Source organism: Okeania sp. SIO2C9 (assembly GCF_010672455.1).
Lineage (GTDB): Bacteria > Cyanobacteriota > Cyanobacteriia > Cyanobacteriales > Microcoleaceae > Okeania.
Genome location: NZ_JAAHGO010000003.1, coordinates 421,516 through 446,631, shown reverse-complemented (window position 1 = coordinate 446,631; position 25,116 = coordinate 421,516). Strand labels below are relative to the sequence as shown.

At 32.5% G+C, this 25,116-nt stretch carries 25 protein-coding genes; 14 read left to right on the top strand and 11 right to left on the bottom strand.

The annotated features are described in order from the left end of the window. Positions 1-28: 28 nt before the first annotated feature. The 3 genes from F6K23_RS04110 (at position 29) to F6K23_RS41435 (ending at position 1,062) form a co-directional block, all read left to right on the top strand. Positions 29-292 carry a hypothetical protein gene (locus F6K23_RS04110; protein ID WP_293150922.1) on the top strand — a complete coding sequence of 88 codons (264 nt, stop codon included), beginning with the start codon at positions 29-31 and terminating at the stop codon, positions 290-292. Positions 293-619: 327 nt separating this feature from the next. Beyond that, positions 620-970, top strand: a complete 351-nt coding sequence (locus tag F6K23_RS04105; RefSeq protein ID WP_293150919.1) for a tetratricopeptide repeat protein — start codon at positions 620-622, stop codon at positions 968-970. A gap of 5 nt (positions 971-975) precedes the next feature. After that, positions 976-1,062, top strand: coding sequence for a hypothetical protein (locus F6K23_RS41435; protein WP_367267611.1), 87 nt, complete (start codon positions 976-978; stop codon positions 1,060-1,062). A gap of 127 nt (positions 1,063-1,189) precedes the next feature. Here the strand turns inward: F6K23_RS41435 and fetB are convergent, their stop codons facing one another. Together fetB and F6K23_RS04095 are read right to left on the bottom strand one after the other, a co-directional pair. After that, positions 1,190-1,960, bottom strand: coding sequence for an ABC transporter permease (gene fetB, locus F6K23_RS04100; protein ID WP_293150916.1), 771 nt, complete (start codon positions 1,958-1,960; stop codon positions 1,190-1,192). Between the two features lie 760 nt (positions 1,961-2,720). After that, positions 2,721-2,960 (bottom strand): hypothetical protein, encoded by a 240-nt coding sequence (locus tag F6K23_RS04095; protein WP_293150913.1) that lies wholly within the window; start codon positions 2,958-2,960, stop codon positions 2,721-2,723. A 438-nt stretch (positions 2,961-3,398) separates the two neighbouring features. Between F6K23_RS04095 and F6K23_RS04090 the strand changes: the two genes are divergently transcribed. The 6 genes from F6K23_RS04090 (at position 3,399) to F6K23_RS04065 (ending at position 10,924) form a co-directional block, all read left to right on the top strand. Continuing rightward, positions 3,399-4,553: a DegT/DnrJ/EryC1/StrS aminotransferase family protein gene (locus F6K23_RS04090; RefSeq protein ID WP_293150910.1), complete on the top strand. Its 1,155-nt coding sequence runs from the start codon at positions 3,399-3,401 to the stop codon at positions 4,551-4,553. Positions 4,554-6,194: 1,641 nt separating this feature from the next. Then, a complete protein-coding gene (locus tag F6K23_RS04085) occupies positions 6,195-7,931 on the top strand; it encodes an AarF/ABC1/UbiB kinase family protein (RefSeq protein ID WP_293150907.1) in 1,737 nt (578 codons plus the stop codon). Between the two features lie 481 nt (positions 7,932-8,412). Beyond that, a complete protein-coding gene (locus tag F6K23_RS04080; protein WP_293150904.1) occupies positions 8,413-8,652 on the top strand; it encodes a hypothetical protein in 240 nt (79 codons plus the stop codon). A gap of 143 nt (positions 8,653-8,795) precedes the next feature. Continuing rightward, positions 8,796-9,464 (top strand): hypothetical protein, encoded by a 669-nt coding sequence (locus F6K23_RS04075; RefSeq protein WP_293150901.1) that lies wholly within the window; start codon positions 8,796-8,798, stop codon positions 9,462-9,464. 89 nt (positions 9,465-9,553) lie between these two features. After that, positions 9,554-9,907, top strand: coding sequence for a hypothetical protein (locus F6K23_RS04070; RefSeq protein ID WP_293150898.1), 354 nt, complete (start codon positions 9,554-9,556; stop codon positions 9,905-9,907). A 69-nt stretch (positions 9,908-9,976) separates the two neighbouring features. Next, positions 9,977-10,924: an NAD-dependent epimerase/dehydratase family protein gene (locus F6K23_RS04065; RefSeq protein ID WP_293150895.1), complete on the top strand. Its 948-nt coding sequence runs from the start codon at positions 9,977-9,979 to the stop codon at positions 10,922-10,924. A gap of 87 nt (positions 10,925-11,011) precedes the next feature. Here the strand turns inward: F6K23_RS04065 and F6K23_RS04060 are convergent, their stop codons facing one another. The 6 genes from F6K23_RS04060 to F6K23_RS04040 form a co-directional block, all read right to left on the bottom strand. Further along, positions 11,012-11,803: a hypothetical protein gene (locus F6K23_RS04060; protein ID WP_293150892.1), complete on the bottom strand. Its 792-nt coding sequence runs from the start codon at positions 11,801-11,803 to the stop codon at positions 11,012-11,014. Between the two features lie 55 nt (positions 11,804-11,858). After that, complete coding sequence (locus F6K23_RS41430; protein WP_367267605.1) at positions 11,859-12,326, bottom strand: hypothetical protein; 468 nt, start codon at positions 12,324-12,326, stop codon at positions 11,859-11,861. 117 nt (positions 12,327-12,443) lie between these two features. Further along, positions 12,444-12,728, bottom strand: a complete 285-nt coding sequence (locus F6K23_RS41425; protein ID WP_338043162.1) for a hypothetical protein — start codon at positions 12,726-12,728, stop codon at positions 12,444-12,446. 471 nt (positions 12,729-13,199) lie between these two features. Then, on the bottom strand, positions 13,200-14,135 hold the full coding sequence (locus tag F6K23_RS04050) for an Npun_R2821/Npun_R2822 family protein (RefSeq protein ID WP_293151049.1): 936 nt from the start codon (positions 14,133-14,135) through the stop codon (positions 13,200-13,202). Positions 14,136-14,305: 170 nt separating this feature from the next. Further along, positions 14,306-14,440 (bottom strand): hypothetical protein, encoded by a 135-nt coding sequence (locus tag F6K23_RS04045; protein WP_293150889.1) that lies wholly within the window; start codon positions 14,438-14,440, stop codon positions 14,306-14,308. Between the two features lie 1,004 nt (positions 14,441-15,444). Further along, positions 15,445-16,449: an Npun_R2821/Npun_R2822 family protein gene (locus tag F6K23_RS04040; protein WP_293150886.1), complete on the bottom strand. Its 1,005-nt coding sequence runs from the start codon at positions 16,447-16,449 to the stop codon at positions 15,445-15,447. Positions 16,450-16,545: 96 nt separating this feature from the next. Here F6K23_RS04040 and F6K23_RS04035 point away from each other — a divergent pair, with 96 nt between their 5' ends. Genes F6K23_RS04035 through F6K23_RS04025 form a run of 3 tightly spaced genes read left to right on the top strand, consistent with a single transcriptional unit; the run spans position 16,546 to position 18,525 of the window. Beyond that, the gene (locus F6K23_RS04035; RefSeq protein ID WP_293150883.1) at positions 16,546-16,737 is read left to right on the top strand and encodes a hypothetical protein; all 192 of its coding nucleotides are present in this window, start codon (positions 16,546-16,548) and stop codon (positions 16,735-16,737) included. Positions 16,738-16,752: 15 nt separating this feature from the next. After that, positions 16,753-17,466 (top strand): sulfotransferase, encoded by a 714-nt coding sequence (locus tag F6K23_RS04030; RefSeq protein ID WP_293150880.1) that lies wholly within the window; start codon positions 16,753-16,755, stop codon positions 17,464-17,466. Positions 17,467-17,490: 24 nt separating this feature from the next. Then, positions 17,491-18,525, top strand: a complete 1,035-nt coding sequence (locus F6K23_RS04025; protein WP_293150877.1) for a polysaccharide pyruvyl transferase family protein — start codon at positions 17,491-17,493, stop codon at positions 18,523-18,525. 45 nt (positions 18,526-18,570) lie between these two features. Here the strand turns inward: F6K23_RS04025 and F6K23_RS04020 are convergent, their stop codons facing one another. The 3 genes from F6K23_RS04020 to F6K23_RS04010 all read right to left on the bottom strand — a co-directional run bounded on the left by F6K23_RS04020 (position 18,571) and on the right by F6K23_RS04010 (position 21,950). Continuing rightward, entirely contained in the window at positions 18,571-19,569 is a 999-nt protein-coding gene (locus tag F6K23_RS04020) for a hypothetical protein (RefSeq protein ID WP_293150874.1), read from the bottom strand. Positions 19,570-19,925: 356 nt separating this feature from the next. After that, positions 19,926-20,837 (bottom strand): sulfotransferase, encoded by a 912-nt coding sequence (locus tag F6K23_RS04015; RefSeq protein ID WP_293150871.1) that lies wholly within the window; start codon positions 20,835-20,837, stop codon positions 19,926-19,928. A 15-nt stretch (positions 20,838-20,852) separates the two neighbouring features. Continuing rightward, positions 20,853-21,950 (bottom strand): glycosyltransferase family 1 protein, encoded by a 1,098-nt coding sequence (locus F6K23_RS04010; RefSeq protein ID WP_293150868.1) that lies wholly within the window; start codon positions 21,948-21,950, stop codon positions 20,853-20,855. Positions 21,951-22,518: 568 nt separating this feature from the next. On the opposite strand from F6K23_RS04010, the gene F6K23_RS04005 reads away from it, so the two are divergent. Together F6K23_RS04005 and F6K23_RS04000 are read left to right on the top strand one after the other, a co-directional pair. Next, positions 22,519-23,631 carry a glycosyltransferase family 1 protein gene (locus tag F6K23_RS04005; protein WP_293150864.1) on the top strand — a complete coding sequence of 371 codons (1,113 nt, stop codon included), beginning with the start codon at positions 22,519-22,521 and terminating at the stop codon, positions 23,629-23,631. A gap of 533 nt (positions 23,632-24,164) precedes the next feature. Further along, positions 24,165-25,052 carry a hypothetical protein gene (locus F6K23_RS04000; RefSeq protein ID WP_293150861.1) on the top strand — a complete coding sequence of 296 codons (888 nt, stop codon included), beginning with the start codon at positions 24,165-24,167 and terminating at the stop codon, positions 25,050-25,052. Positions 25,053-25,116: the final 64 nt, after the last annotated feature.

Genomic DNA, 25,116 nt, shown 5'->3' with positions numbered 1-25,116 from the left:
ATAATTTTTCTAATTTTCTATTTTCATAATGATAATATCCTACAGATATAAATTTATTTTCCTGAAAACCAAAAAAACTGCTGGCACATCAGTTGAAATTTCTTTATCTAGATTTTGTGGTGATGATGATGTAATTACTCCTATCTCCTTGGAAGATGAAGCTATTAGAAAACTTCTGGGGAAAAGGCAACAAAATTATTTAGATTTTGATGCTCATGGAAATGAATATAAAAAGTATTTCAACCATATCACTGCTAAAGAAATTCAAAGTGTTATAGAACCTTCAACTTAGGATAGTTACTATAAGTTTTGTTTTGAAAGAAATCCTTTTGATAGAGCTATATCTCGCTACTATTATAGCTGTCGAAACAAATCTATTAATTTTGATAATTGGCTGAAGAATAAGTATACTAATTTATTCCTAAAAGACAATTGGAATATTTACACAATTAACGATACAGTAGCAGTTTATTTTATTGGTAAGTATGAAAATATTCGCTCAGATTTAACTTTCGTTTGTCAGAAATTAAATATACCATTCGATGGATATTTACCAAAAGCTAAAGGATTTTTCAGAGATGACAACCGCCCTTATTATGAATTTTTGAATGCCGAACAAATGCAAATAATCCGTGAATGTAACTCAAAAGTTATTGATTTATTAGATTATGGCAATGAAAATCAAAATAATCGCAATATTTCAATTTCAGATAAAGAAAAAGAACAACCAGAAAATTATACTCAAGAGTGTTACGATCGAATAGGATGTCTACTACAAAAACAAGGAAAATTAGAGGAAGCTTTGATTGCTTATGCTCAAGGAATTGGAATTAATCCCAAAAAATATTGGGCTTATTATCATACACTAGGTGGTATTTTTCGAGAAAATAATCTTTATGGAGAAGCAACAGAAGCTTACTATCAAGCTATTAAAATTAAACCAGATTTTCCTGAACCCACTATCATTTAGGAGTAGTGTTAAAGAAACAAGGAAAATTAGATGAAGCTTTCACTTATTATCAAAATGCTATAGATATTGGACTCACTATTATTGAAGATTAGTCTTAGAGAAATTAAAACCAAAACTCATAAAGTATCGATCTATAGACTCATATACTTTCCTTCTTTCTTCTTTCTTATTCCTTCTTCCCTCTTCCTTCTTACTTCTTCCTTCTTCCTTCTTCCTTCTTTATAAATTTTGTAATTGTGCATCCTGATTAAAAAATTGTCTACATAAACTATAAGTAATTAATAAACTTGTCACCAAATTAGCAAAAGCCAAAAGAAATATAATTAATATTTGATATGCCACAGCATCCAAAGGATTAATACCACTTAATAACTGACCAGTAACAATACCAGGAAGCGTCACTATTCCAACTACCATCATTAAATTTAAAGTAGGTATTAATGCAGCACGAACAGCATCTTTTCTATATTTAGCAACTGCCTGTTGAGGAGTAGCTCCTAAACTTAAATAAGTTTCAATTTCTACTGGACTAGAATTAATTGTACTGACAAGTCTTTCTCCAGCGATCGCTGCTGTATTCATGGCATTTCCTAATACTATTCCTACTAAGGGAATTAAATATTGAGGTTCATACCAAGAATCAGGTTGAATAACTAATAGATTTGTATAACTGATACTTAAAACTGTACTTGTTAAAATCGAAACCCAAACTAAAGGTAATAATCGAGGTATTTTTTTACTAATTCTATTTTTAGCAACAACAGAAACAACTGTTAACATAACAGTAATCATAGCAACCACTAACCAAGGCTGTTTATTATCAAATACTATTTCTAATACATACCCAACAAATATTAACTGTACAATAGTACGAATTGTGGCTATTAATAGTTGCCATTCTAATCCTAATTTTTGCCAAGCTGACAGACCAATAGCTATAGCAATAATTCCTAAAGCCATAACTATATCTGTAATTGTTAATTGAATCATATTCGTTGCTTATACCAAATTAATATTAAGTTGCATAGAATAATATTTTAATCAGAGTTGACTGTAGATTAAGACAAACAAATTAATAAATTTCATAATTCTGTGCAACTTCAAATAAAATTGTTCTAATACCGTAAGCATTCAGCTATTAGCGGTCAGCTCTTCGGTGCGGAATGGGCTCGCATTCAGCTTTTTAATGAATGAAGTAAAACATCGTTTAACTTAATACTACATTTTCCACCCATAAATTCAAACACAAGAAAGACTTGTTTTGAATTTTTAATCTATACAATTCAAGCTAATGAAGCTGATAGCTGTTTGCGCAGAATTCCGCAGGAAATTCTGACAGCTGAATGCTTACCTAATACCAAATTGATAAATATTTGCTATAAATAGCTACGGTATTTCTTAGAAGTCAGGAGTCACGAATATCAAGTCAGAATGAATTGCTTCAACACCAGTTTTTAGGTCATAAATCCTCTTTTTAGTCAAAGGGATATCTCCTATAAAATCTTATAATCAAACTTATAATCAAGCTTACTTATTCGTAACATTCTTTTCTCATACATAGTATAAGATTTAATTCTATATTAGTTAGTAAAAATCATAATGAACCTCACCAAAAGCATTATGCTTTCTAGTGAGGTATGAGAAATTTATATTAATGTATATTCTTCTGAAATTTTAATTTCCAGAGGACTTAACTCAGAATAACTCATTCAAATGACTGATATGAGAATTCTTGGGATTAACTTTAATATTAGTTAATAGCATCACTCATATCATCATAATCCACAGCAGGATCGGGAGGATTTTCAAGACCTGACTTATGAGTATCAGATAGCACTTCCCAAACTAAGCCTCCAAAGTGATCCGCACATCTCTTTTGTATACTCTCAATCAACTTCTCGCCATAGTAATATTTGTCTTCTTTCCAATACACATTCTCTTTTTTTCCAGTTTCTTTGTGATCAACTGTAACCACAGAATATTTTGACATTGTATTATCCTATTTTTTGAGTGTATTTATTAACAGAAATTAGATTAATTATTGTTGGCAATTCCAAATTTTAGTTAAATTACCAATAATCAATAATTTTTTCTAACCAATCTTTCTATAGATAGAAGTTTACTAAAGTAAAAGTTAGTTATGTTACTACCAAAAGTCATAAATTAAAAAAAAATCCATGAGTTTAATTTTCAAAAAAATCTATCTTTAGATTGTGGCAAAATTTATATTTATGATTTTTATAAAAATTACTTTAGGGGATTTTTCACTTTATTAGACCACAGTAGAGAAGTTCCATCAAATCCCCCAACACTATTTAGTTTGTCTTCACTGAAAACCGCTATAACAGTAGCTCCTTTGCTTGGAGCGGTTTATCATATCAATAATTTTTACTAGCCTTTTATATCCTTTTAATTTCTTACTATTAATATGACTAATATTCCTCCCATAGATTTAACACAACAGTATAAATCAATCGCTGAAGAAATAAACAGTAGAGTCCAAGAAGTACTCAGCTCTGGTCGCTATATTGGTGGTTCCATTGTTGATGAATTTGAACAACAATTTGCTAACTATATAGATGTATCTCATTGTGTATCCTGTAACTCTGGTACTGATGCTCTATTTCTAGCTTTACGAGCTGTAAATATTGGTCCTGGTGATCAAGTAATTACTACTCCTTTCACTTTTTTCGCCACCGCTGAAGTAATAAGTGCAGTCGGAGCAACACCAGTTTTTATCGATATTGACCCCCAGACTTTTAACTTAGATATTGAACAACTCCAATCAGCAATAACTGAAAAAACAAAAGCTATTTTGCCAGTACATTTATTTGGTCAACCAGTAGATATGACCCGGTTAATGGCGATCGCTCGTTCCCATAATTTAATAGTTATAGAAGATTGTGCCCAAGCTACAGGGGCCGAATGGTCAGGCAAAAAAGTAGGAAGTTTTGGTGATATTGGTTGTTTTAGTTTTTTTCCTACTAAAAATTTAGGAGCTTTTGGAGATGGAGGTGCTTTAACTACTAATAACTCCGCGATCGCTAACCAAGTACGGATGCTCAAAAATCATGGACAGTCTGCCAAATATTTTTATGAACATATCGGTATTAATAGTCGCTTGGATACCATACAAGCTGCAATTCTACAAGTTAAGTTGCGTTATCTAGATAGTTGGAATGAGCAACGTCGGGATTTAGCAAATCGTTACTTTGAATTTATGAGTGGAATAACTCCTGTAGTTCCTCCTCAAGAGTTGACTGGTAGTAGATGTGTTTGGAATCAATACACGATTAGGGTCAAAAGTCAAGATTTAGAAGCTACAGTAAAGTCTCGTTTTTCTAATTCTCTACGGGATTTGATTCGCATTCAGTTACAAAAAAAGGGAATAGGTTCAACGGTCTATTATCCTACTCCTTTACATTTACAGCCAGTTTACAAATTTTTGCCATTCCGTCAGTTGCCAGTGGTAGAAAAAGTTTGTCATGAGGTTTTGTCCTTGCCTATATTTCCGGAACTTTCTACTCAACAACAAGAACAAGTTATATTTGCTTTGAAGGATTGTTTACAAGAACTTTTATAGTCAGAAATTACGCCAAGGTACTACATATAGCAGATAAAAACTATAGCACTATGGTATATATAGTGTTTTTGTTGGAAAAATGCTTCAAGAATTTAAAATTTAGAATTTAGAATTACCTCTTCTTGAAAAGAAGAGGATTGGGTTACAGCGCTTTTCATTCGAGTAGACCACAAAGTCAGCCATTTATTGTGGAATTTGCAGTCCTCGTTTCGCTTACCACCGCTAACCTACCACCTAACTTTTTAACTGTGGTTTACCCATTTAAAAACTGCTGTAAAAGGAATTTTTTTCTTCTCTTGGTCGATTGGATATGGCGAGGAGACCTCGCCATCCCTCGACCGCTTTTTTCTCCATGAATGGAGAGGCTTTATACCCTAATTTTTCGGTAAGTTCTGATAGTATTGACTTTAATATTTCTTTAAAATTTATTTTTGAAATTTGTAGTTTTGTATACTATACTTAATAAAAAGAAAAATAATTTAATTTAAGACAGCAGGGATAAATTTTTTTTATACCTTTTGAATCACTCAAAATCTGCCATTAGTTAAGAAGAAAAAAGGTACAACAAACAACAAAAAGATGAAGGAAAAATTTCAACTCTAAGCTCTAGAAATATAGCTAAATACAGATAAAGTAACAATTGCCCGTTACTTAGAAACTGTCAATATCCTTGAGTTATTTTTGTTGTGAAATATCATCTCCTTTTTTCAAATTACTGAGGTAAAAACTCTATATATAGTAAACAAAAACTATAGTGCCACACTATATATAGCGATTTCCCAGAGAAAAGCCAAGGAGAAATATCATCTCCTTTTTTCAAATGACTTACACAAAAACCCTATATATAGTAAACAAAAACTATAGTGCCACACTATATATAGCGATTTGCCAGAGAAAAGCCAAGGAGAAATATCATCTCCTTTTTTCAAATGACTGAGTTAAAAACTCTATATATAGTAAACAAAAACTATAGTGCCACACTATATATAGCGATTTGCCAGAAAAAAGCCAAGGAGAAATATCATCTCCTTTTTTCAAATGACTGAGGAAAAACTCTATATATAGTAAACAAAAACTATAGTGCCACACTATATATAGCGATTTACCAGAGAAAAGCCAAGGAGAAATATCATCTCCTTTTTTCAAATGACTGAGGAAAAACTCTATATATAGTAAACAAAAACTATAGTGCCACACTATATATAGCGATTTACCAGAAAAAAGCCAAGGAGAAATATCATCTCCTTTTTTCAAATGACTGAGGAAAAACTCTATATATAGTAAACAAAAACTATAGTGCCACAATATATATAGCGATTTGCCAGAAAAAAGCCAAGGAGAAATATCATCTCCTTTTTTCAAATGACTGAGGAAAAACTCTATATATAGTAAACAAAAACTATAGTGCCACAATATATATAGCGATTTGCCAGAGAAAAGCCAAACAGACTTAAGTCATCTGTAACTAGCTATCAGCTTTTAGCAGCTTTGGTTAAAATTCCCGACAACCACAAGCGATAGTTTAGAAGGAGTGGCCTATCCCCTTCTCGCACATTAAAAAAAATGAATAAAGCTGAGTGCTGAGTGCTTCTTTAACTCAACTCAATAAATAAAAAATATAAAAAGAGGAAAATATTAAAAGTGGATGACAATCACTTTAATTCAACAAGACGGTACGACCCAGAAGCGATCGCTAAATACTACAGTTACCGTCCCTGGTTAGTAATTTGGAGATTTCTCGTTATACTTTTGTCTTTTGCTAGTTTTCTACTAGGAGTTTTATGGGATAAATGGCAATATGACAAAGTTGAAGATACTCCCGAACGAGCTACCCAACTGCGAAAAATCCTAACTCACTTAGGACCAACATTTATTAAAGTAGGCCAAGCATTATCCACAAGACCCGATTTAATTCGTAAAGACTTTTTAGAAGAACTAACAAAATTACAAGACCAGTTACCATCTTTTGATAATCAGAAAGCCATCTCAATCATAGAGACAGAGTTAGGTCAAAACATCAACAACATATATAGCGAAATTTCTCCCAGACCAGTTGCAGCAGCTAGTCTGGGTCAAGTTTATCAGGCACGTCTTCGGAGCGGAGAAGTAGTAGCAGTAAAAGTTCAACGACCAAACTTATTGCCCATTATTACTCTCGATTTATTCTTAATGCGGTGGTCAGCAACTTGGTTAGCTCCCTGGTTGCCTCTGAATCTTGGCCACGATTTATCCCTAATTGTAGATGAATTTGGCACAAAGCTATTTGAAGAGATTGACTATATCAATGAAGGACGAAATGCAGAAAGATTTGCTACTTATTTTGCCGATGACCCAAGTGTGAAAGTACCATCAATATTTTGGCGTTATACTACCATCCATGTTTTGACCTTGGAATGGATTGATGGTCTGAAATTGTTAGATACCGAACAAATTAAAGCAGCAGGTCTTGATACTGATACTCTGATTACGGTAGGTGTGACTAGCGGTCTACGTCAGTTACTAGAATTTGGCTTTTTTCATGCAGATCCTCATCCCGGTAACTTATTTGCCTTAAAAGATGGTCGAATGGCCTACATTGATTTTGGCATGATGGATCAACTTGAGCAGGATACTAAAGAAAATTTGGTTGACTCAGTAATTCATTTGATTAATAAAGATTATCAAGAGTTGGCTAAAGACTTTGTCAAACTTGGATTTTTGGCACCGGATGTAGATATTCAGCCAATTGTACCAGCTTTAGAAATAGTGCTGGGAAATATTATGGGTGAGAAAGTTAAGGATTTTAACTTTAAGACAATTACAGATAAGTTCTCGGAGTTGATGTTTGAATATCCATTCCGAGTTCCGGCTAAGTTTGCCTTAATTATTCGCTCTTTGGTTACTGAAGAGGGTTTAGCTCTTTCCCTAAATCCAAATTTCAGAATAGTTGATATTGCTTATCCTTATGTTGCAAGAAGATTATTAAAAGGTGAGTCCCCAGCATTACGTCGTCGGTTAATTGAGGTATTGTTTAAAGATGGAAAATTCCAGTGGCAAAGGTTAGAAAATTTGATTAACATAGCTCAGACAGACCAAAATTTTGATATACTACCTACTGCCCAATTAGGTTTACAATATCTCTTGAGTGAAGAGGGTGAATTTCTCAGAAAAAAATTGATACTAGCAATGGTAGAAGACGACCGAATTCACACAGAAGAAGTTAGTCGTTTGTGGGGTTTAATTCAAGATGACTTTCAACCAAGTCGTTTGTTTAATATTGCTTTAGGTGCTCTAGCTGAGTTTTCTACACAGAGAGCTACTGCAATTTTGCCTTCTGTTATGGCAATGACAAATTTTCAAGCAAGGAGTCAGGAGTCAGGAGTCAGGAGTCAGAATTGAAGAGTTTATTTTGCAGATAAATCATCAGGAAAATCAGAAACAAGTAGTCATAATTTTTCCCTAAAATATTCTGTAAATTTGTAATTCAATGACTCTTATACTTGAATTATTATTGCTCAAAAAGAGAATTAATTAATTGATGTCTTAATATTGCTGAATTACAGATAAAAATTAATTTTTTAATTCTAGTAAAGTAAGATTTTGAGGGCAATGAAAACACTTTTCTAATAAGTAGTTCTGTAATTCAGTAGTATCTATTACTAAATAGATAATTGAAATTAGTATAAATCAATGAATTCTTTGTGTATAGCACAATGCTTTTGCTTTAAGATTAGGACATTCTTTTTTTACCTGTTGCCTGTTGCTTTTCCTAGAGGAATGCTGCGCAAACAACCCAGATTTATTATCCTAATCAAAGAATTTACTGCTATATAATCTGCTTTATTTAAGTATTAAAAAGACACAAAAACAATTAAAGAGAATGAAAAATATTAAGGACATAGCTAAACAAAACTCATTTGTTAGTAAAATTCGGAGTAAAACAAGAATTGTTCAAAAAGTTCAGCATTTCATTAATAGCAATAAAATTCTTAATCATCAACTGATTTTTTGTATTAATTCTGGGCGCTCTGGTTCTAATTATTTATCAGAACTTTTGGGAACTGCTGAAGAAGTTATTGGTTATCACGAACCAAAACCTTCTATAACGACCAGTATTTAAAAATAGAGTTGTTGGGAATTAAGCTAAAAAAATGGCTAAAACCCTTATTAGTAAACGTTTATAGTGTTTTTAACCCTCCAATCCTGAAAATCTTATATAGTAAGCTTTTGAGACTTTTGAATTTTTATTTCCCAACAACTCTAATGATTAATACATCTAACTATACAGCATCTTTTTCAAAAATAAAGTTGAAAAATGCTGCTATTAAAGATAGACTTTTACAACTTCCTGATGACAAAATATACTGTGAAACTAACCATATTTTTATTAAAACTTTTTTTGATGTTGTTGCTCAGGAATTTCCCAAAGTAAAAGTTATTATTATGCGTCGCTATTTACCAAAGGTATTGAAAAGTTTTATTGAACTAGGATATTTTTCTGAGAGAAATCGACATTGGAAGTTTTGGATGTCTAGTCCTAATGCTGTTACTGCGACTATTCCCTGTATTGATGTCGATCAAAACTTAGATCAGTGGGATTTATCTATAGCCTATTTAATTGATATAGAAGCTAGAGCAAAGAGATTTCAGAAAGAATATCCAGAGATAAATACCTATGAAGTACGTTTAGAAGCTTTAAATAATTTTACTAATGTTGAATCACTTTTTGAGCAACTCAATATTACTTCAACTGATGAAACTCAAAAAATGTTTGGTCAAAAAATTAATCAGAGAGAAAATAAGAAAAAATATAGTAGCGAACAAGGTACTAGTTTATCATATTGTCAAGAACGAATAGAAAAGTATATTCAAAACTCCCATGATTTGAATATTCCTATACCTAATACTTTATCACTAGATTATTATATATGAAAAAAATACTTCTTCGATAAATAATTCTGTAATTAAGTAGTATATATCCCTAAATAAATAATTAATTAGTATAAATCAAGGAAATATTTGTGTATAGTCTTCCTCAACCTCCTTATTTTTTAATCGCAGTTGGTTTATTAATGAGTTTATCTTCAGGAATAGTATTTGCCAAATTAATTAAGCAACTGGTTCAAGATTGGTCAGCAAATCCTTCTAATTGTAATATAGTTAGTATGAGAGGATTAACATTACAGCTTCCCTATTTAGGTATTGCTAGTGGTGCATTAATATTTTTATCCTCAAGTTTACAATTATTTGGATTTACTAACTTAGTTGCCTATTCTATTTGTTTGCCTTTAACTATAGCAACTGGATTAGTTGTCTGGATTCAGCTTACTAAAATTTTAGATAAGATGGAACAGAGCATAACAGAAGAGAGTTAATTTTTTTCAACATTAGGATAAATTGACTCCCGCTTTCAGCAAAAAATAGCCACTTGAATATAGGAAAAAATGAGTAATATTATCGTAACAGGTGTTGGTGGGTTTATCGGGTCTCATTTAGCAGAAACTCTTTTAAATCAAGGAGAAAAAGTAATAGGTATCGATCAATTTAATGATTACTATGACCCTGTTTTGAAACGTCAGAATATTTCTCAATTTCAAGACAATTCCGCTTTCCAATTAATAGAAAATGATATTCAATCTTTAAATTGGTCAGAGTTATTGGCAGATGTAGATATAGTTTATCATCAAGCTGCCCAAGCAGGTGTTCGTGCTAGTTGGGGTGAAGGTTTTCGTGCTTATACAGAACGTAATATCAATGCTACTCAAATAATTTTAGAAGCGGCTAAAGATGCTCCTCATTTGAAAAGATTGGTTTATGCTTCTACTTCTTCTGTATATGGTAATGCTGAAACTTTTCCTACTCCAGAAACTATTTGTCCTCAACCGGTATCTCCTTATGGAATTACTAAGTTAGCCGCAGAAAGATTAGGTAAGTTATATCATCAGAATTTTGGCGTACCATGTGTATATTTACGCTACTTTACAGTTTATGGTCCCCGTCAACGACCTGATATGGCCTTTCATAAATTCTTTAAATGGATTTTGCAAGATGAACCAATTTCTATTTATGGAGATGGCCAACAAACTAGAGACTTTACTTTTGTTAGTGATGCAGTAGCAGGTAACTTATTAGCAGGTACAGTACCAGAAGCAGTGGGTGAAGTATTTAATATTGGTGGAGGTAGTCGGGTAGTATTAGCAGAAGTTATTAATATGATGGAGGAAATAGTCGGGCGTCCTATTAAGAAAAATTTTGTGGAAAAAGCGAGGGGAGATGCTCGTCATACAAGTGCTGATGTTTCTAAAGCACAGAAAATTTTGGGTTATCAACCTCAAGTTTCTTTAAAAGAGGGGTTATCAAGAGAGTGGGAATGGGTAAAGTCTCTCTATTAGTTAGTTAGATCTTTACCTTTTCATGTTAGAGAATTGTAATTGAATAAGGTGTTTAGTCTGCACCTTATTCAAACATTTACTCATTGATTAACGATAGTAAAATTCAAAATCTTTCAAAGCCATTATCCTAGTTTTATTTAAACGATAATGATAACCTATTCTCTTGCCTAACTTATCCCAGAATTTAGTCTTTGGTCTACTATGAGAAGCATCCCAATGTTTCCTTACTCGATCAAGCTTCTGCCAAGCTTCACTATCAACTGTACTATTAACATTCCATCCTACTTTAGCTGCTGCTAATCCCATGAGATTTCCATCTCCTACATGAAATCCTTTCAATTCCATATATGTTGCAATTTTACCCCAAGTCTCTAAAAATTCTATTTCTCTGCCTTCATCTCGAACTATAGCATATAAGGATTCACCTATCCAACTGGCATTATTAAATGATTCTTCTGAAATATGTAACTTATCAGCAACCTTTTTTAAATCTGCAAATCTGTGAGAATGATATTTGTTGAAGTGCTGCATTAAATTTCCTCTACCTCCAGTGATTCCGGGGTTCCATTTAATATCTTCAGGTATGGTATCTACAATTTTTGTATCTGCATCAATATGAATAGCTACTCTGAATAATGATAAAGCTGCTTGAAACACAAATCGTCGATCGTTAAAGCAAAATAAAATCCCTTGTTGCTGATGCTTGAAAGCGATAACGTTTTGGTATTTACTAAAATCATCTGGTTCATCTGTGCAAATTACTAATGATGTGCCTGGAGAATATTTTTCTAAATCTCTAATTAATTCCTTAGCAATTTCACGATATCTTTGACCTAGAACCAAAGTACAAAAACAAAAATCTTTAGTGCTATTACTCATAGTTTTTCCTTTCAAAAGTTAATACTTTTCTTTACTTTATTCCAGATTCTTTGTCCTAAACTTTTTTCCTCTCTGTTTTTTGGGGATAGTTGGTTGGTTTAGATTCCCCCAAATATCGATAATGCTCCCAAATATCCCAATAAGGGCACTCTGGTGAAATCCGAATTCCTGCCCAATGTAGATAGTCTAAAGGTTGATTCACAGTCGGGTCTATAAGTTTATCACCTTCTCGATGAAAATGTGATGTACCTGCCCAACTTCCTGCTGCTTTTCCTGGTCTGCGAACAATATTGAAACGCTTTTTAATTCGCTTCAAAATCATATAATTAATAATTGGTTGATCGGAAGTTTTCTGAGAAAAATCAAAGTATTCTGGATGAGTGGCACATTGAGCAAGTATATCATACAAATATTGTTCTGAAATTAGACCTTTTTTAGATCCCCACCATCCTCCATTAAAAATATCCTTAAGTTCCTCTTGACTAAAAACTTGATAAATTTCTGGGGTGAATACATTTTTCATTCCGCCTAAATGTTGATAATCAAAACACAAGAAATCATATTCATTTAGATAGTTTAGATTATCAATAATTTTATCAAAAACAACAATATCTGTATCTATGTATAAAAATTTATCAAATTATCCAAACCAACAAGCTTGCTTATGAAACTGATTTGGTCTGGCAAAAAATTTATTACCAAAAATTTGTTTTAGTTTATTTGATAATCTTTTAATCAATTCTAAATCTTGATAAATTTTGACCCCATAATCTCTCGAAAAACATTCTGCGACTGTTTGATAATTATTATCATAGGGAATCAAAATAATTGGTGTGTCACTATCATACTTACGGATACTTTTTAATAGAGCAATACCTTGTTCTATGACTTTGTCATTTGCAGTGATATATATGCCACGACTCATAATATTTTCCTATTAGTCTTACTGAAAAGTCCTCACCGATAATAAAATTCAAATCTTTCTGACCAAGAAATAAGGTCTCAAGGTTCTCATTTGAAGGAAAAAAAAGGACATTTCGGATTTCAAGTATCCGCATCTTTAAAGGGGTAAATTTATTTTAGCCATAGTTTTTTTTATGACTCCAAATAATCTAAAATATATTCAAATTTATTCTGCTGTTTTTCTGACCAAGAAATAAGGCCTCAAGGTTCCCTTTTGAAGGCAGGGCTAATTCTTTGTCGTCAGAGAATATTTATATGGATATGAAATACATTTAATTGTGCAAATATCTAAAGAATCTCCCCATCTCCCCATCTCCCCATAATTTTTCTCTAGTGAAAATAAATTGACCCTGCCCTTTTAAGGGGGAAAGAAAGAAAATTTTGGATTTCAAGCCTAAGACTGAAAGCGGAGGTACTGATAACTAAAATGACCCTAGCTTTTCTTCATTTGCCGACCTATATTTTTGACCTTATCAATAAATTTTGCTCCTAGACTTTTTTTCTTTTCAGTTTTTTGAGGATAGTAAGTAGGTTTAGCTTCGCCCAAATATCGATAATGCTCCCAAATATCCCAATAAGGGCATCCTGGTTCAATCCGAAAACCTGCCCAATGTAAATATTGTACAGGTTTAGCTACTTTAGGGTCAATCAAGCGATCGCCTTCCTGTTGAAAATGAGGACTACCTGCCCAACTTCCTGGACCTTTGCCCTCTGGCCGTCTAACTAGATTCAACCGCCGAGAAATATGTTTTAATACTATATAGTTAAAAATGGGCTGGTCTGTGGTTTTTTCAGAAAAGTCGAAATACTCGGTATTAGCAGCACATTCAGCGAAGGTTTCATATAATTCGTTTTCTGTAAATAGGTTTTTCTTTGACGCCCACCACCCACTATTAAATACATCTTTAAGCTGTTCTTCAGTAAAGATTTGATTTTCTAGAACTTTGGATGTAAAGACATTTTTAATCCCACTTAAATATTGATAGTCGCAGCACAAAAAATCATAATCTTCCAGATATTTGAGATTATCAGCAATTTTTTCAAAGACAACAATATCAACATCAATATAGAGAAACTCATCGAACGGTCCGAACCAACAAGCTTGTTTTTTTTGTTTGTTAGGAGTATTAAAAAAGCCTTGACCAAAAATGTTATACAGATTGTTGCAAAGATTATCTACAAATTCTAAATCTGGATAAATTTCTACACCATATTTACTCGTAACTATTTCTGCAACCTGTTGATAATTTTCATCAAAAGGAATCATGATAATTGGAGTATCAGTGTCATATAATCTGATACTTTTCAGCAGAGCGATCGTATTATCAAGTACCTTATCATTGGCGACAATATAAATTCCTTTCATAATTTTTTCCTTAGTTATTTACACCTAGTTTTGGCAGATTTTAGTTATTATATTTACTAGAATATTCTCAGATTTTGATTTTCCTACAAATTTTGATTTTTTTGGAGAAATAATTATTAAAAAATTCCTTTCATATTGTTTATCTAGATTTTTTACCTAGTTTTTATCAGATTTTACTGATTATATTTACTGCCAGATTCTCGAATTTTAGTCTCCCTATAAATTTGGTTTGTTCGGGAAATCATCAGAAATTGAAAACTTTTCCACAAATGAATAGTTTTAGCGATCGCCCAGTAGTTTACGACCATATAAATGCTTTTTATCTTTTTTTCCTTAGTTATTTCTACCGGATTTTTTTGCTGATTTTCATCATTATATTTACTGGCATATTCTCAAATTTTAGTTGACCAGTCAATTTTAGCTATTTTCTGAAATAAATTATCAGAAATATCAGACTTTTCTAAAAATGGATGGCTTGGGTGTTCGCCCAATAGTTAGCAATAATATAAATGCCTTTCATCTTTTTTCCTTAGCTATTTTAACTCTGTTTTTGGCAGATTTTAGTCATTACATTTACTGGCGGATTATAGGGTTCTAGTTGCCCTGTATATTTTAGCGATTTTCGGGAAATCATCATCAGAAATTGAACAGTTTTCCACAAATGGATGATTTGAGCGATCGCCCAGTAGTTTAAGATAACATAGACAACATAAATAAGTGCTTTTTACCTTTTTCCCCTTAGTTATTTCTCTCCAATTTTTAGCAGGTTTTAATCATTATATTTACTGGCATATTCTCAAATTTTAACTAACCAGTAAATTTCAGTAATTTCCGGGAAATCATCATCAGAAATTGAATAGTCTTCCACAAATGTATAGTTTGAGCGTTCCCCAGTAGTTAGCAATAATATAAATGCCTTTCATCTTTTTTCCTGAGCTATTTTAACTCTGTTTTTGGCAGATTTTAGTCATTACATTTACTGGCGGATTATATAGGGTTCTAGTTGCCCTGTATATTTTAGCGATTTTCGGGAAATCATCATCAGAAATTGAACAGTTTTCCACAAATGGATGATTTGAGTGATCGCCCAGTAGTTGACGACAATATAAATGTCTTTCTTCTTTTTTTTCTTAGCCATATTTACCCTGTTTTTGGCAGATTTTAGTCATTTTATAGAGTTATAGTTTGCCTGTAAATTTTAGCGATATTCTCCAATTAATTCTCAGAAATTAAATACTTTTAAAAAAATGGATGGTCTGAGCGATCGCTCTGTTTCTTATCTACCATATAAATTTCTTTTATTTTTTTTGATTTAACTATTTAAACCCAGTTTTTTGAAGATTTTAGTCATTATGTTTACTGGCGGATTATAAGGTTCTGGTTTGCCTGTAAATTTTGGTCTTTTATCCGGTTCATGGAGATAACGATAGTGGAGAAAAATATCTCGATAAGGAAAATCTAAATTTTCTCCCTGACAAAGCCTAGCAAACCTTTTAGAAGAAACTCCAATATAATGAAGATATGTCAGTCTTTCTCCTTTATCATATAGTACATTATCCCTTTCTTCAAAATGAGGCGATGTTACAGAACAACCTGTTCTTTTTTCTGGTGGTAAATCAAGACCAAAGTTATAAACAGGAATATCCAATCGCATTTTCATATAGTTGAGTAAAGATTGGTTTGGAGCGGATGTATATAAAACTTCTCCTTCTCCAGAGTTGAGCTTTTCTACTAAAAACTGTCTTTGGGTTTTCGAGAATAAACCCCTTTTTCCTGCATAAAATCCCGCACAAAAAATTTCAGATTTAATCCGTGACTCTGGAAAAACATCAAACAGTTTAGACGACTCTAAATTAAAAATATGAGAGGGGTCCTTATACTGAAAATCATAGACAACAAAATCATCCTTATCCAACTGGTCAAAAATGTATTCAACAGAATTTAATACCAGAATATCTGCATCAAAATACATAAACTTTTCAAAAGGAGCTTGAGGATCGAAGCCACAATATCTACGATTCATGCCAATTCGATTTACCCCTTTAATCCCTTTTTCTGCCCACATACTCAAAGCATTTGGATGACCTTTCCAAGCTTTGTAAGAAAATTCTTCCCAGGGGGCAAATATTTCTGGATTGTCTAAAAATTGGACATTTTTACGTTTCTCTATGTCTGCTTGGACTTTTTCCGTGCGATTGTCATAAGCAATAACACAAACTGGAGTATCAGTACCAACATTGACCTCAATACTATTGAGTAGAGCTACCAGTTGATCGAAGACAACATCATTTGCTACAGTGTATATACCGTTAGTCATAGAAGTTAAATTGAATCACTGCTTTTGATTATATCAAGTTCAACACTCATCACAAACTATTGTTATTTATTTTTGTGTTTATAGGAATAATTATTTATGCAGAAAAAAGTCATATTTATAATGTCAAGTGGGCATTCAGGCTCTAGTCTTTTATCACTAATTTTAGGAAGTCATCCAGACTGTTTTTCCGCAGGTGAATTAGTCGGTCTTCCCAATCGTTATCGTAAACAAAAGCCCATTGATTGTGTGAATATGACATCTGAATTTTGGGAAAAAACTTTTGGATGAAAAGGGTTATATGAGTTGGCTAGTGTTCTAGGAAATACTCGTTTAAATAAGGATATTCCTTTAAAAGTTGAGAAAAAAATCAGACAAATCTTCAACAAAGATGAGGTTTTTAATCCTTATTCTTTTATGTTTTCCAAGCTAGAGAATAAAAAGGTTATTATTGATGCTAGTAAAGCTTATCCTTGGATTGGAGAAAAAATTCAAGCTGAAGAATTTACATCAGGAAAAGTAGAAGCATATTTAATTCATTTAGTTCGTGATGGTAGAGCTGTTGTTAACTCTTATCTCAGAAAATATCCTCATTGGGATATGGCTAAGATGGCGACGGAATGGGTTGAAAAATACAAACTAAGGAATGATTTTTTTGAAAAATTTAATCCTGAGAAAAGAATTGAGATTGCTTATGAACAATTAGCGAGTAATCCCGATAAAACTGTGGAAAAAATTTGTAATTTTGTAGGTATAAATTTTGTTCCTTCCATGATAGAGTATTGGCAATACGATCATTATGATATTTCTGGTAATGAGGGTGCTTATTCTCTAATTCGTCGTTATAAAGGACAAGAGATAGAATATGACGCACGACGAAAAATTCATGGTGATTATTATAAAAATATGGATCTTACTATTAAGTTAGATTTACGTTGGCAGAGAGAGTTATCACCTGAAAAACTGGAAGTATTTGAGGATATTGCGGGAAAAGCTAATAAACCTTTTGAATGGAATTAATAGTTATCAAAGGAGATTTAATTTATGTACTCTGCACTGAAATATGAACAAGGTAAATCAAGTGGTGGAACTGTAAATGTTGGTGACATGATTCAAACATTGGCCGCGATACAGTATTTGCCTAAAATTGATTATTATCTTGAAAGGCGACAAGGAAAAAATATATCTAGCGATTTACCAGATTCTTTTTGTATTATGAATGGGTGGTATAGCTCAGGAATGCTACCTCCACCACCTAAAATTACTCCTTTCTACATTTCAATTCACATTAATACTCCAGAAATGTTAACGGATGAAGTTGTTAAACATTTAAAAGAACATCAACCTATTGGTTGTCGCGATCGCTCAACATTAAATTTACTAAAGTCTTATGATATAGATTCATATTATTCTGGATGTTTAACTTTAAGTTTTCCAACTATCAAAGAAAAAACTCCAGGCAAAATTTATATAGTTAATCTTGATGAAAGAGGATTAAAGCTTTTACCCGAAGAGATAAAAGAAAAAGCCATCTCTGTTGATTATATAACTTATCGAGACTTATTGACTCTAATGAAAGTAAAAAAGGGTAAGATTTTACGTCCAATTGAAGGTGGAATTGAGCGTCTCCAAGAAATTTTAGAAATACCACAAATTTTTATCAACTCAGAATTTAGTTCTCTTTTCCCTAAAATTTGGACGGATAAAGAGCTGGAAAATCTTATTCATATTTTTAAAGCTCGTTCACTTCTAAAAATGTACAGTAAAGCTAGTTTAGTAATTACTAATAGATTACATTGTGCATCTCCATGTCTTGCTCTGGGAACACCAGTAGTATTTATACCAAGAAAAAAACATCTCTCAGGTGATTCTCGCTTTGAAACTGTTGGGCGTTATATTCCATTGAATATGGAAGCAGAAAAATCCTCTGATATAGACTGGAATCCTCAACCAGTTAATGTTGAAAATCACAAACTATTTTTGAGAATGCTTTGCCAAAAAGCAGTGGAGATGGGTGAAAATCCCCTGAAGAAAATTCCTTTAACTCAATTTTATGAAGATAGCGGTTGGAAGAGTTAGTTTTAAGTTTGAGAATGCTATTTTCAGGTATAAAAATCACTGTTACTACAATTGTTTTTCTTCCTGCTTCAAAAAGGAATAAATATGGTTATAAGTAGCATCTACTTTTATTTTGAAATAACAAATCTGTAAATATAATTGTTGCCTCCACAGAGAGGCACTACACCATTCCCGATACTTAGGTATAGCAAAATCTATTAAAAATTTCTGCCACTGTTTAACAGTATTTTGAGGGTCAGTTTCGTGCGATCGATATTCACCATTTTCTCTCACTTTTTGATAAAATTGAGGATGATCTTTAAGGTACTTCAAAAAATTAATAGCATCTTCTACTGAACTAACTTCAAAATAGTCAAACTCGTTTTTTCTTTCTGACTGAAAAGCTGATTCTTTTCCTAAAATTGCAGCTACACCAGCATGCCAAGCATTGTAAAGTTTTGTAGCAGGTTTTTGAGTATAATCTTGCTGTTGAAAATTACGCACAGCAACAACAGCATCAATATTACTATAATCATACCAGCGGTTTCTAGGAATAATTTGCCAATTAAATCCTAATTCTTCTAATTGTTTCGACCAAGAAGCAGCTTTTAATTCTGGCGCTAAATTAGAATTAATACCAAAATAACCAATATTCTCAAAGCGATCGCCCCTTTCAGGATTACGAGGAATTAATCCTGGTTGTCTCCATAGAGGAATGTAATAACTATTTTTTAAATTTTTGGCATCTTGAGGATTTTGGACTACTTGCAACTGAGCATAAGGATGAGGATTTCGATCTGGTTTAATACAGACCATTAAAACCTTTGGCGTTGGTCTTAGTTCGTAGTCAAAAGAATCTCGATGAGCTATTACAATTCCTTCATCTGGCATAATTCCTACTAAGGTACAAGGAAACCCATCTGCTTTAAGATAAAGATAGGTTTGTAAAGTCCAACAGTATATCCCTCTGCCAAATTCTTCCCAATAAATATCTGGTTTATCTGGCATATCATTCCGCCAGTTTTCTTGGGGAAGATAAAAATATATTGGGGGTAAATCTGTCATTTCAGTTATCAGTTATCAGTTATCAGTTATCAGTTATCAGTTATCAGTTATCAGTTATCAGTTATCACTACCCTAACAAGTAGGCAGCTTTGAGATTTTATTTATTTGGTCATATCAATAAATTAATCTTTAATTTGGTTAAACTTCTAAGCATTTTGATAAGTCTCTGCTGATTAAATCTTGAAGCTTTAATATATCTTCCTGGTACTCACTTGTACTCAGGAATTATTGCTTTCTAATCTTTAGAGACAGTTTCGGTTTACCTAAATTTTTATTTTTGATAACCTCACTTCAGGCAAGAGGGAGACTATAAACTTTATTTATTTGGTCATCTCAATCAATCAATCTTTATTTCCCTAGACTTCTAACCATTTTGATAAATCTCTGCCGATTAAATCCTGAAGTTTTAATATATCTTCCCGATACTCGGCAATTAATTGCTTTCTGATTTTTGGAGATAATTTTGGTTTACCTAAATTTTTCTTTTTGAGAGTCCCTGCTATCTTTTTCCGAATTCCCATTGGCATAAATAATTTCAAACTATCTTTAATTGGATTCGGACGATTTAGTAGAGTATTAAGAGTTTGATTTTTTGCTACCTTAGTAGGGTTATGTACTTTCGCCACATTTAAAACAAAAGTATCATCTACTCCCAAAAATTTAAAGATATCTTGAGTTAAAGCAATAGGGTCTTTTCTAATATCTTCGTACAGACAAACCTTAATTTGATTAGGAGAAAATAAATCGAAATAACGCTTGAGTTGGAGATAATAAAAACCTCGACGTTTATGATGCCATTGAAAATTCCAATTATTCTCTACTCGCCAATCTTCTTGTGCTAATGTTTTCTGAAAATTCGGTTCCGGTTCTCTACCATTACTCAGAGAAAATAAAAAGTGAGAAAAAGCTCTTTCTGCTGGGTCTCTGAGAATAGCAATTATTTTAGCATTAGGTATATGCTTATGTATTCGTTGTGGTGCTTTTTCACTATAAATATATGAAGTAGAAGCTTCCCCAATTGCTATTTCATCTGTTACCCCAGTAAACAATTTTTGATAGGTTTCTAAATCTATAATTGCATTTTTCATTACAAAAGTACCATTCGGACCAATTCGTTCTTTACTTTCTCCTTCTAAAGTAAAAAAATCAGGTTCTTTTTGGTCTCTAGAAGCTGGCATATAAATTTGAGGATGTTGCTTCAGATAATAATAAAGAGAAGAAGTACCTGACTTAGCAGCACCAATTAATAAAAAATTTGGCATTGTCATAATTAAAATACCTGCTTATGATATTTGACTTAACCACAATTTAGCTACATTTTCCCAGGTTTCATCTTTGACTAACTCAACATTTTTTTCTCGGATTTCTTGAAGTTTATCCTGGTTTTTTAGTAGTTCTACTATTTTATAAGCTAATGCTTCTTGAGTTTCTTTGTCGTAAGGATGACCGGGGACTTTAACACAATAACTTTTATCTTTTAATCCAGCATAATCTGTTGTGACTGGTACTGCTCCTACTAAGGCAGATTCTCGGACTGTATTACAATCTGTTTCTTTAAAAGTACAACCATAATAATTAATTGATGAAGTTGATTTTTCTTGCATTAGTTGTTCTCGCCCTATTTTCCCTCGTTCAGCTACTCCTGGTTGTGCCATTAATTTTAACATTTTTTCTTTCCAATCTGGCTCTACTTTACTACTCCAACCATAGTAAATATTTAGCTCTGCCTCTGGAATTTCTTTTTTAATAATCGGCCAGCCAAACTCTAACATTCTTTCTAAACCTCTAATATAATTAGAAGCGTAAATAATTTTATTAGGATCTTTATGATTTTCATAGAGAGACGAAAAAGATGGATCGACTCCATTAGGAATAATAGCAATTTTATTATCAGGTATTTCTGGTAGAAGAGACCGATGATAATTTGTTTTACAGAACACCTTATCGTAGTTTTTTAATTTTTCATATTTAGCTTGTTCTGGTAACAGCACTCCTTGTCCCAAGTCTAGCCATACCCTTTTGGCTTTAATAGGAAACTTAATTCTCCAGGCAAATTGCCACATAATTAGAGTATAAAAACTATCGTAAGGATTAAATTTTGAATAATGATTATACTCTACTCCATCATAGATACCTTCTTGATTGCCACAGTTATTATATACGGCAACTTTATAACCTAACTTTACCCATTCTCTGCCAAGAAATACTATTCTAGCATCAGCACCTCCTAATCCTGTTTTTAAACTTTCTGGAGACCATTCATAAGGAGTGTGACCAGTGTAGTAAACAATAGAATTTTCTGACCATACTTTAGGTGTTATTCTTTGTTTTAATGCAGTTAATTTAGAATTAAAACTATCGAGTAGCTTCTTGAACGCCACAGTTTAATTACTCCCAGTATATTTTTTTTTTCTTTTTTCTTTTAACAATAAATATTTTCTCGAATCGGGATTATATTTAGTATTAGTAGTATTTAGAAGTTTCTGGCGATCGCCAAGACATCTCCTCCGATTCATACAGCTAAAAATTCTTTCTTTTATTGATGATAGTCTTTTTTATTTTCAACTAAACATCTACATAGACAATTAATTCTTAACTATATAGGCTCTCCCAAAGTACATTTATTAACATAGTTTGCACCTCAAATATTTTTTTCCTTGTTATCTACTACTCCAAATCCACAATTATTATTGACATACAGACTATACTATGTTAATCAACTTGAAGTAAACCTTGATAACTAGATCATCTATCTTAGAACTTATTCATCTATTTTGTGATATGATTTTAACACAGGATTGAGTGTAATCAAGAATAATTTTTTTGTAGTAGATGCTTTGTCTGAATAATGATATAAATCAACTACTTAGTAAATATTAAACGACTACTATAAAAAGATGTAACGTCTCTTCAAAGATTGTTATTTTATTGTTGATACTAGAGAATATTATGTTAACACCTATAAAAAAGTGGATTAAATCTCAAATTCCCTTTACTAATGACTTAACTAAAAAACTAACTGCTAAAAAATGGCCGGAAAAGTCAATTGTATATTATCTGGGAAAGCGGTTTTTGGTACTAGAATCTGATATTAAAACTAAAGGTGCTAGTGGTTCAGATAGTGCAGTATTCTTTTTGACTAGAGAATGGGTCAAGCAAGGATATGATGTTACAGTTTTTACTAATTGTGAAGATCAAGAGGGTATTTATGGAGGAGTTAAGTATGTTAACTATGACAAAATTAATTGGTACGATACTTTTGATACTTTCATTATGTGGCGACATCCTAAGATGTTACCTTCCTATGCCAAAGCCAAAAGAATTTGGTTTGATTGGCACGATGTAATTACATTTGACGATCATATATACTTAAACCCCTATCATAAAATTTTTGTCAAAAGTTATTACCAGCGCAACTTATTACCAGAACTACCCGATAATAAGTTTGCGATTATTAATAACGGTGCAGATTCTTCTGTTTTAGAGCTTACTAAAAACCAAAAACAACCCTATAAATTAGTATACGCTTCTAGGTACTATCGAGGTTTAGAATTTATGCTTACCTGGGGATGGCCGATTATTAAAAGAGAAATTCCAGAGGCGGAACTTAACATTTACTATGGATGGACTAGGCGTGATAATAGTGAAAAACTAATTCCTTGGAAGCAGAAAATGATGGAATTAATGCAGCAGCAAGGAGTAATAGAACATGGTAGTATCGGACATAACCAATTAATGTATGAAAAGTCTACTTCAGCGATTCATTACTATGGGTGTTCCTATGGAGAAATAGATTGTATTTCATTGCGAGAGTCGGCAATGGTAGGGTGTGTTCCTGTGACTACTAATTATGCCGCGATTAAGGAAAAAGATTATTGTATAAAAGTAGATGGTGAACCCGAGACAAAAGAAACTCAAGAAGCTTTAGCTTATAGAATTGTAGAGCTTTTAAACAATCCTCAAGAGTTAGAAACTATCAGGGAAGAAATTCAAGAAAAAGTCAAAAATGAAACTTGGGAACAGGTAGCACCATTATGGTTGAAAAATATTGATTCAGTATGATTAGATATCTCCAGAAATTATATAAGGCTTTTGTCTAACCATTCTGTTAGACTTTATATGCAATAGACTTCTTGCAGAAGTCAGGGAATAGGGAATAGGGAATAGGGAATAGGGAATAGAGGGATAAAATTGTTGATTTCATATCTTTCAATTGATTTAATTAAAATTTTTTAAATTGGTATAATATGCCTGGATTAGCTTTGGTAAGCATTGCAGCGTTTTTTAGTGCCAAATCTGCTAAAAATCTTTTCTCTTTTGCCTCTTGCTTTTTGCCTGCCTCTGTAATAAATTTTATTCTTTTTCAGAGATATTTATTGTAAAGAGAATCAAGATTATATAATGAAATTTGAGATACTTTTTCTCAGGAATACCTCTCAATCATACCCTAAGTGAAATTATATTTCAGGGTAGTAAGAATAAGTAAAGTCAAACTTTTCCATATTCTGTCTGGAAGTTCTAATAAGGAGACATAATTCATGTTATCTAACACCTGTTCACTCTCAATTTTGGTAGCAAGAACAGACATACCTTTTATGATGCATACGATTCCTCATCTAGTCAGAATGAGTAATTTTAATTTTATTCAAAAAGTGTTGTGTATGGATACAGCACCTCTATCTGGAGATAAAGTTATGCGTCCTGGTGTTGGTACTTTAAGTGAACTGAGAGATTGCTGCAGGAAACTGATAAGTGAAGGTATTGTAGATAAAGTTGTGGATATTAACTATGACCAAACTTATCAAAAACAAATGTACCAAAAGCATTTTGGTAGTCGGATTAAACCCACCCATAACTATAGAGGTTATCCGATATTGGGGTCAATTTTTCACATAGAATCTGTACCAGGAGATTATATGTTGCATTATGACAGTGATATGCTTCTACATCAACAATCAGATTATAGTTGGATAGATGAAGGTATCAAGTTAATGGAGCAACATCCGGATATAATGGCAATTAGACCATTGACAGGGCCACCAACTGAGGATGGTACTATGTACCAAAAAAATAAGTCCCTAAAACCAGAAGCAGGGGGGTTCTATAAATTTCAATTTTTCAGCAGTAGGGTGTATCTGATTAATCGTAAACGCTTTGACAAGTTACTGCCATTGCCTATTTTGTGGCGTTCTTACAAGAATAAATTTCTTAATCGACTGCCACTAAGCCTAAAAACCCTCTTAAATTACTATACTGGCAAAGGCAAGCTAGATTCTTGGGAGGTTATGGTATCTATGCAGTTAGAGAAAACTAACTATATACGAGCAACTATGAGCTCACCCAGAGCATGGACAATTCATCCTAAAGACCGAAGTCCAGAATTTATCGGAGCTTTGCCAAATATTATCGAAAAAATAGAGCAAGGATGGTATCCACCGGAGCAAGCTGGACACTATGATTTTATTTCAAAATATTGGCTTTGAGCGAACAAAGTTAACCGAAAAATTGAGTTTTTGCCCTGTATTTCTCAAGGAGCTTTATGTTATA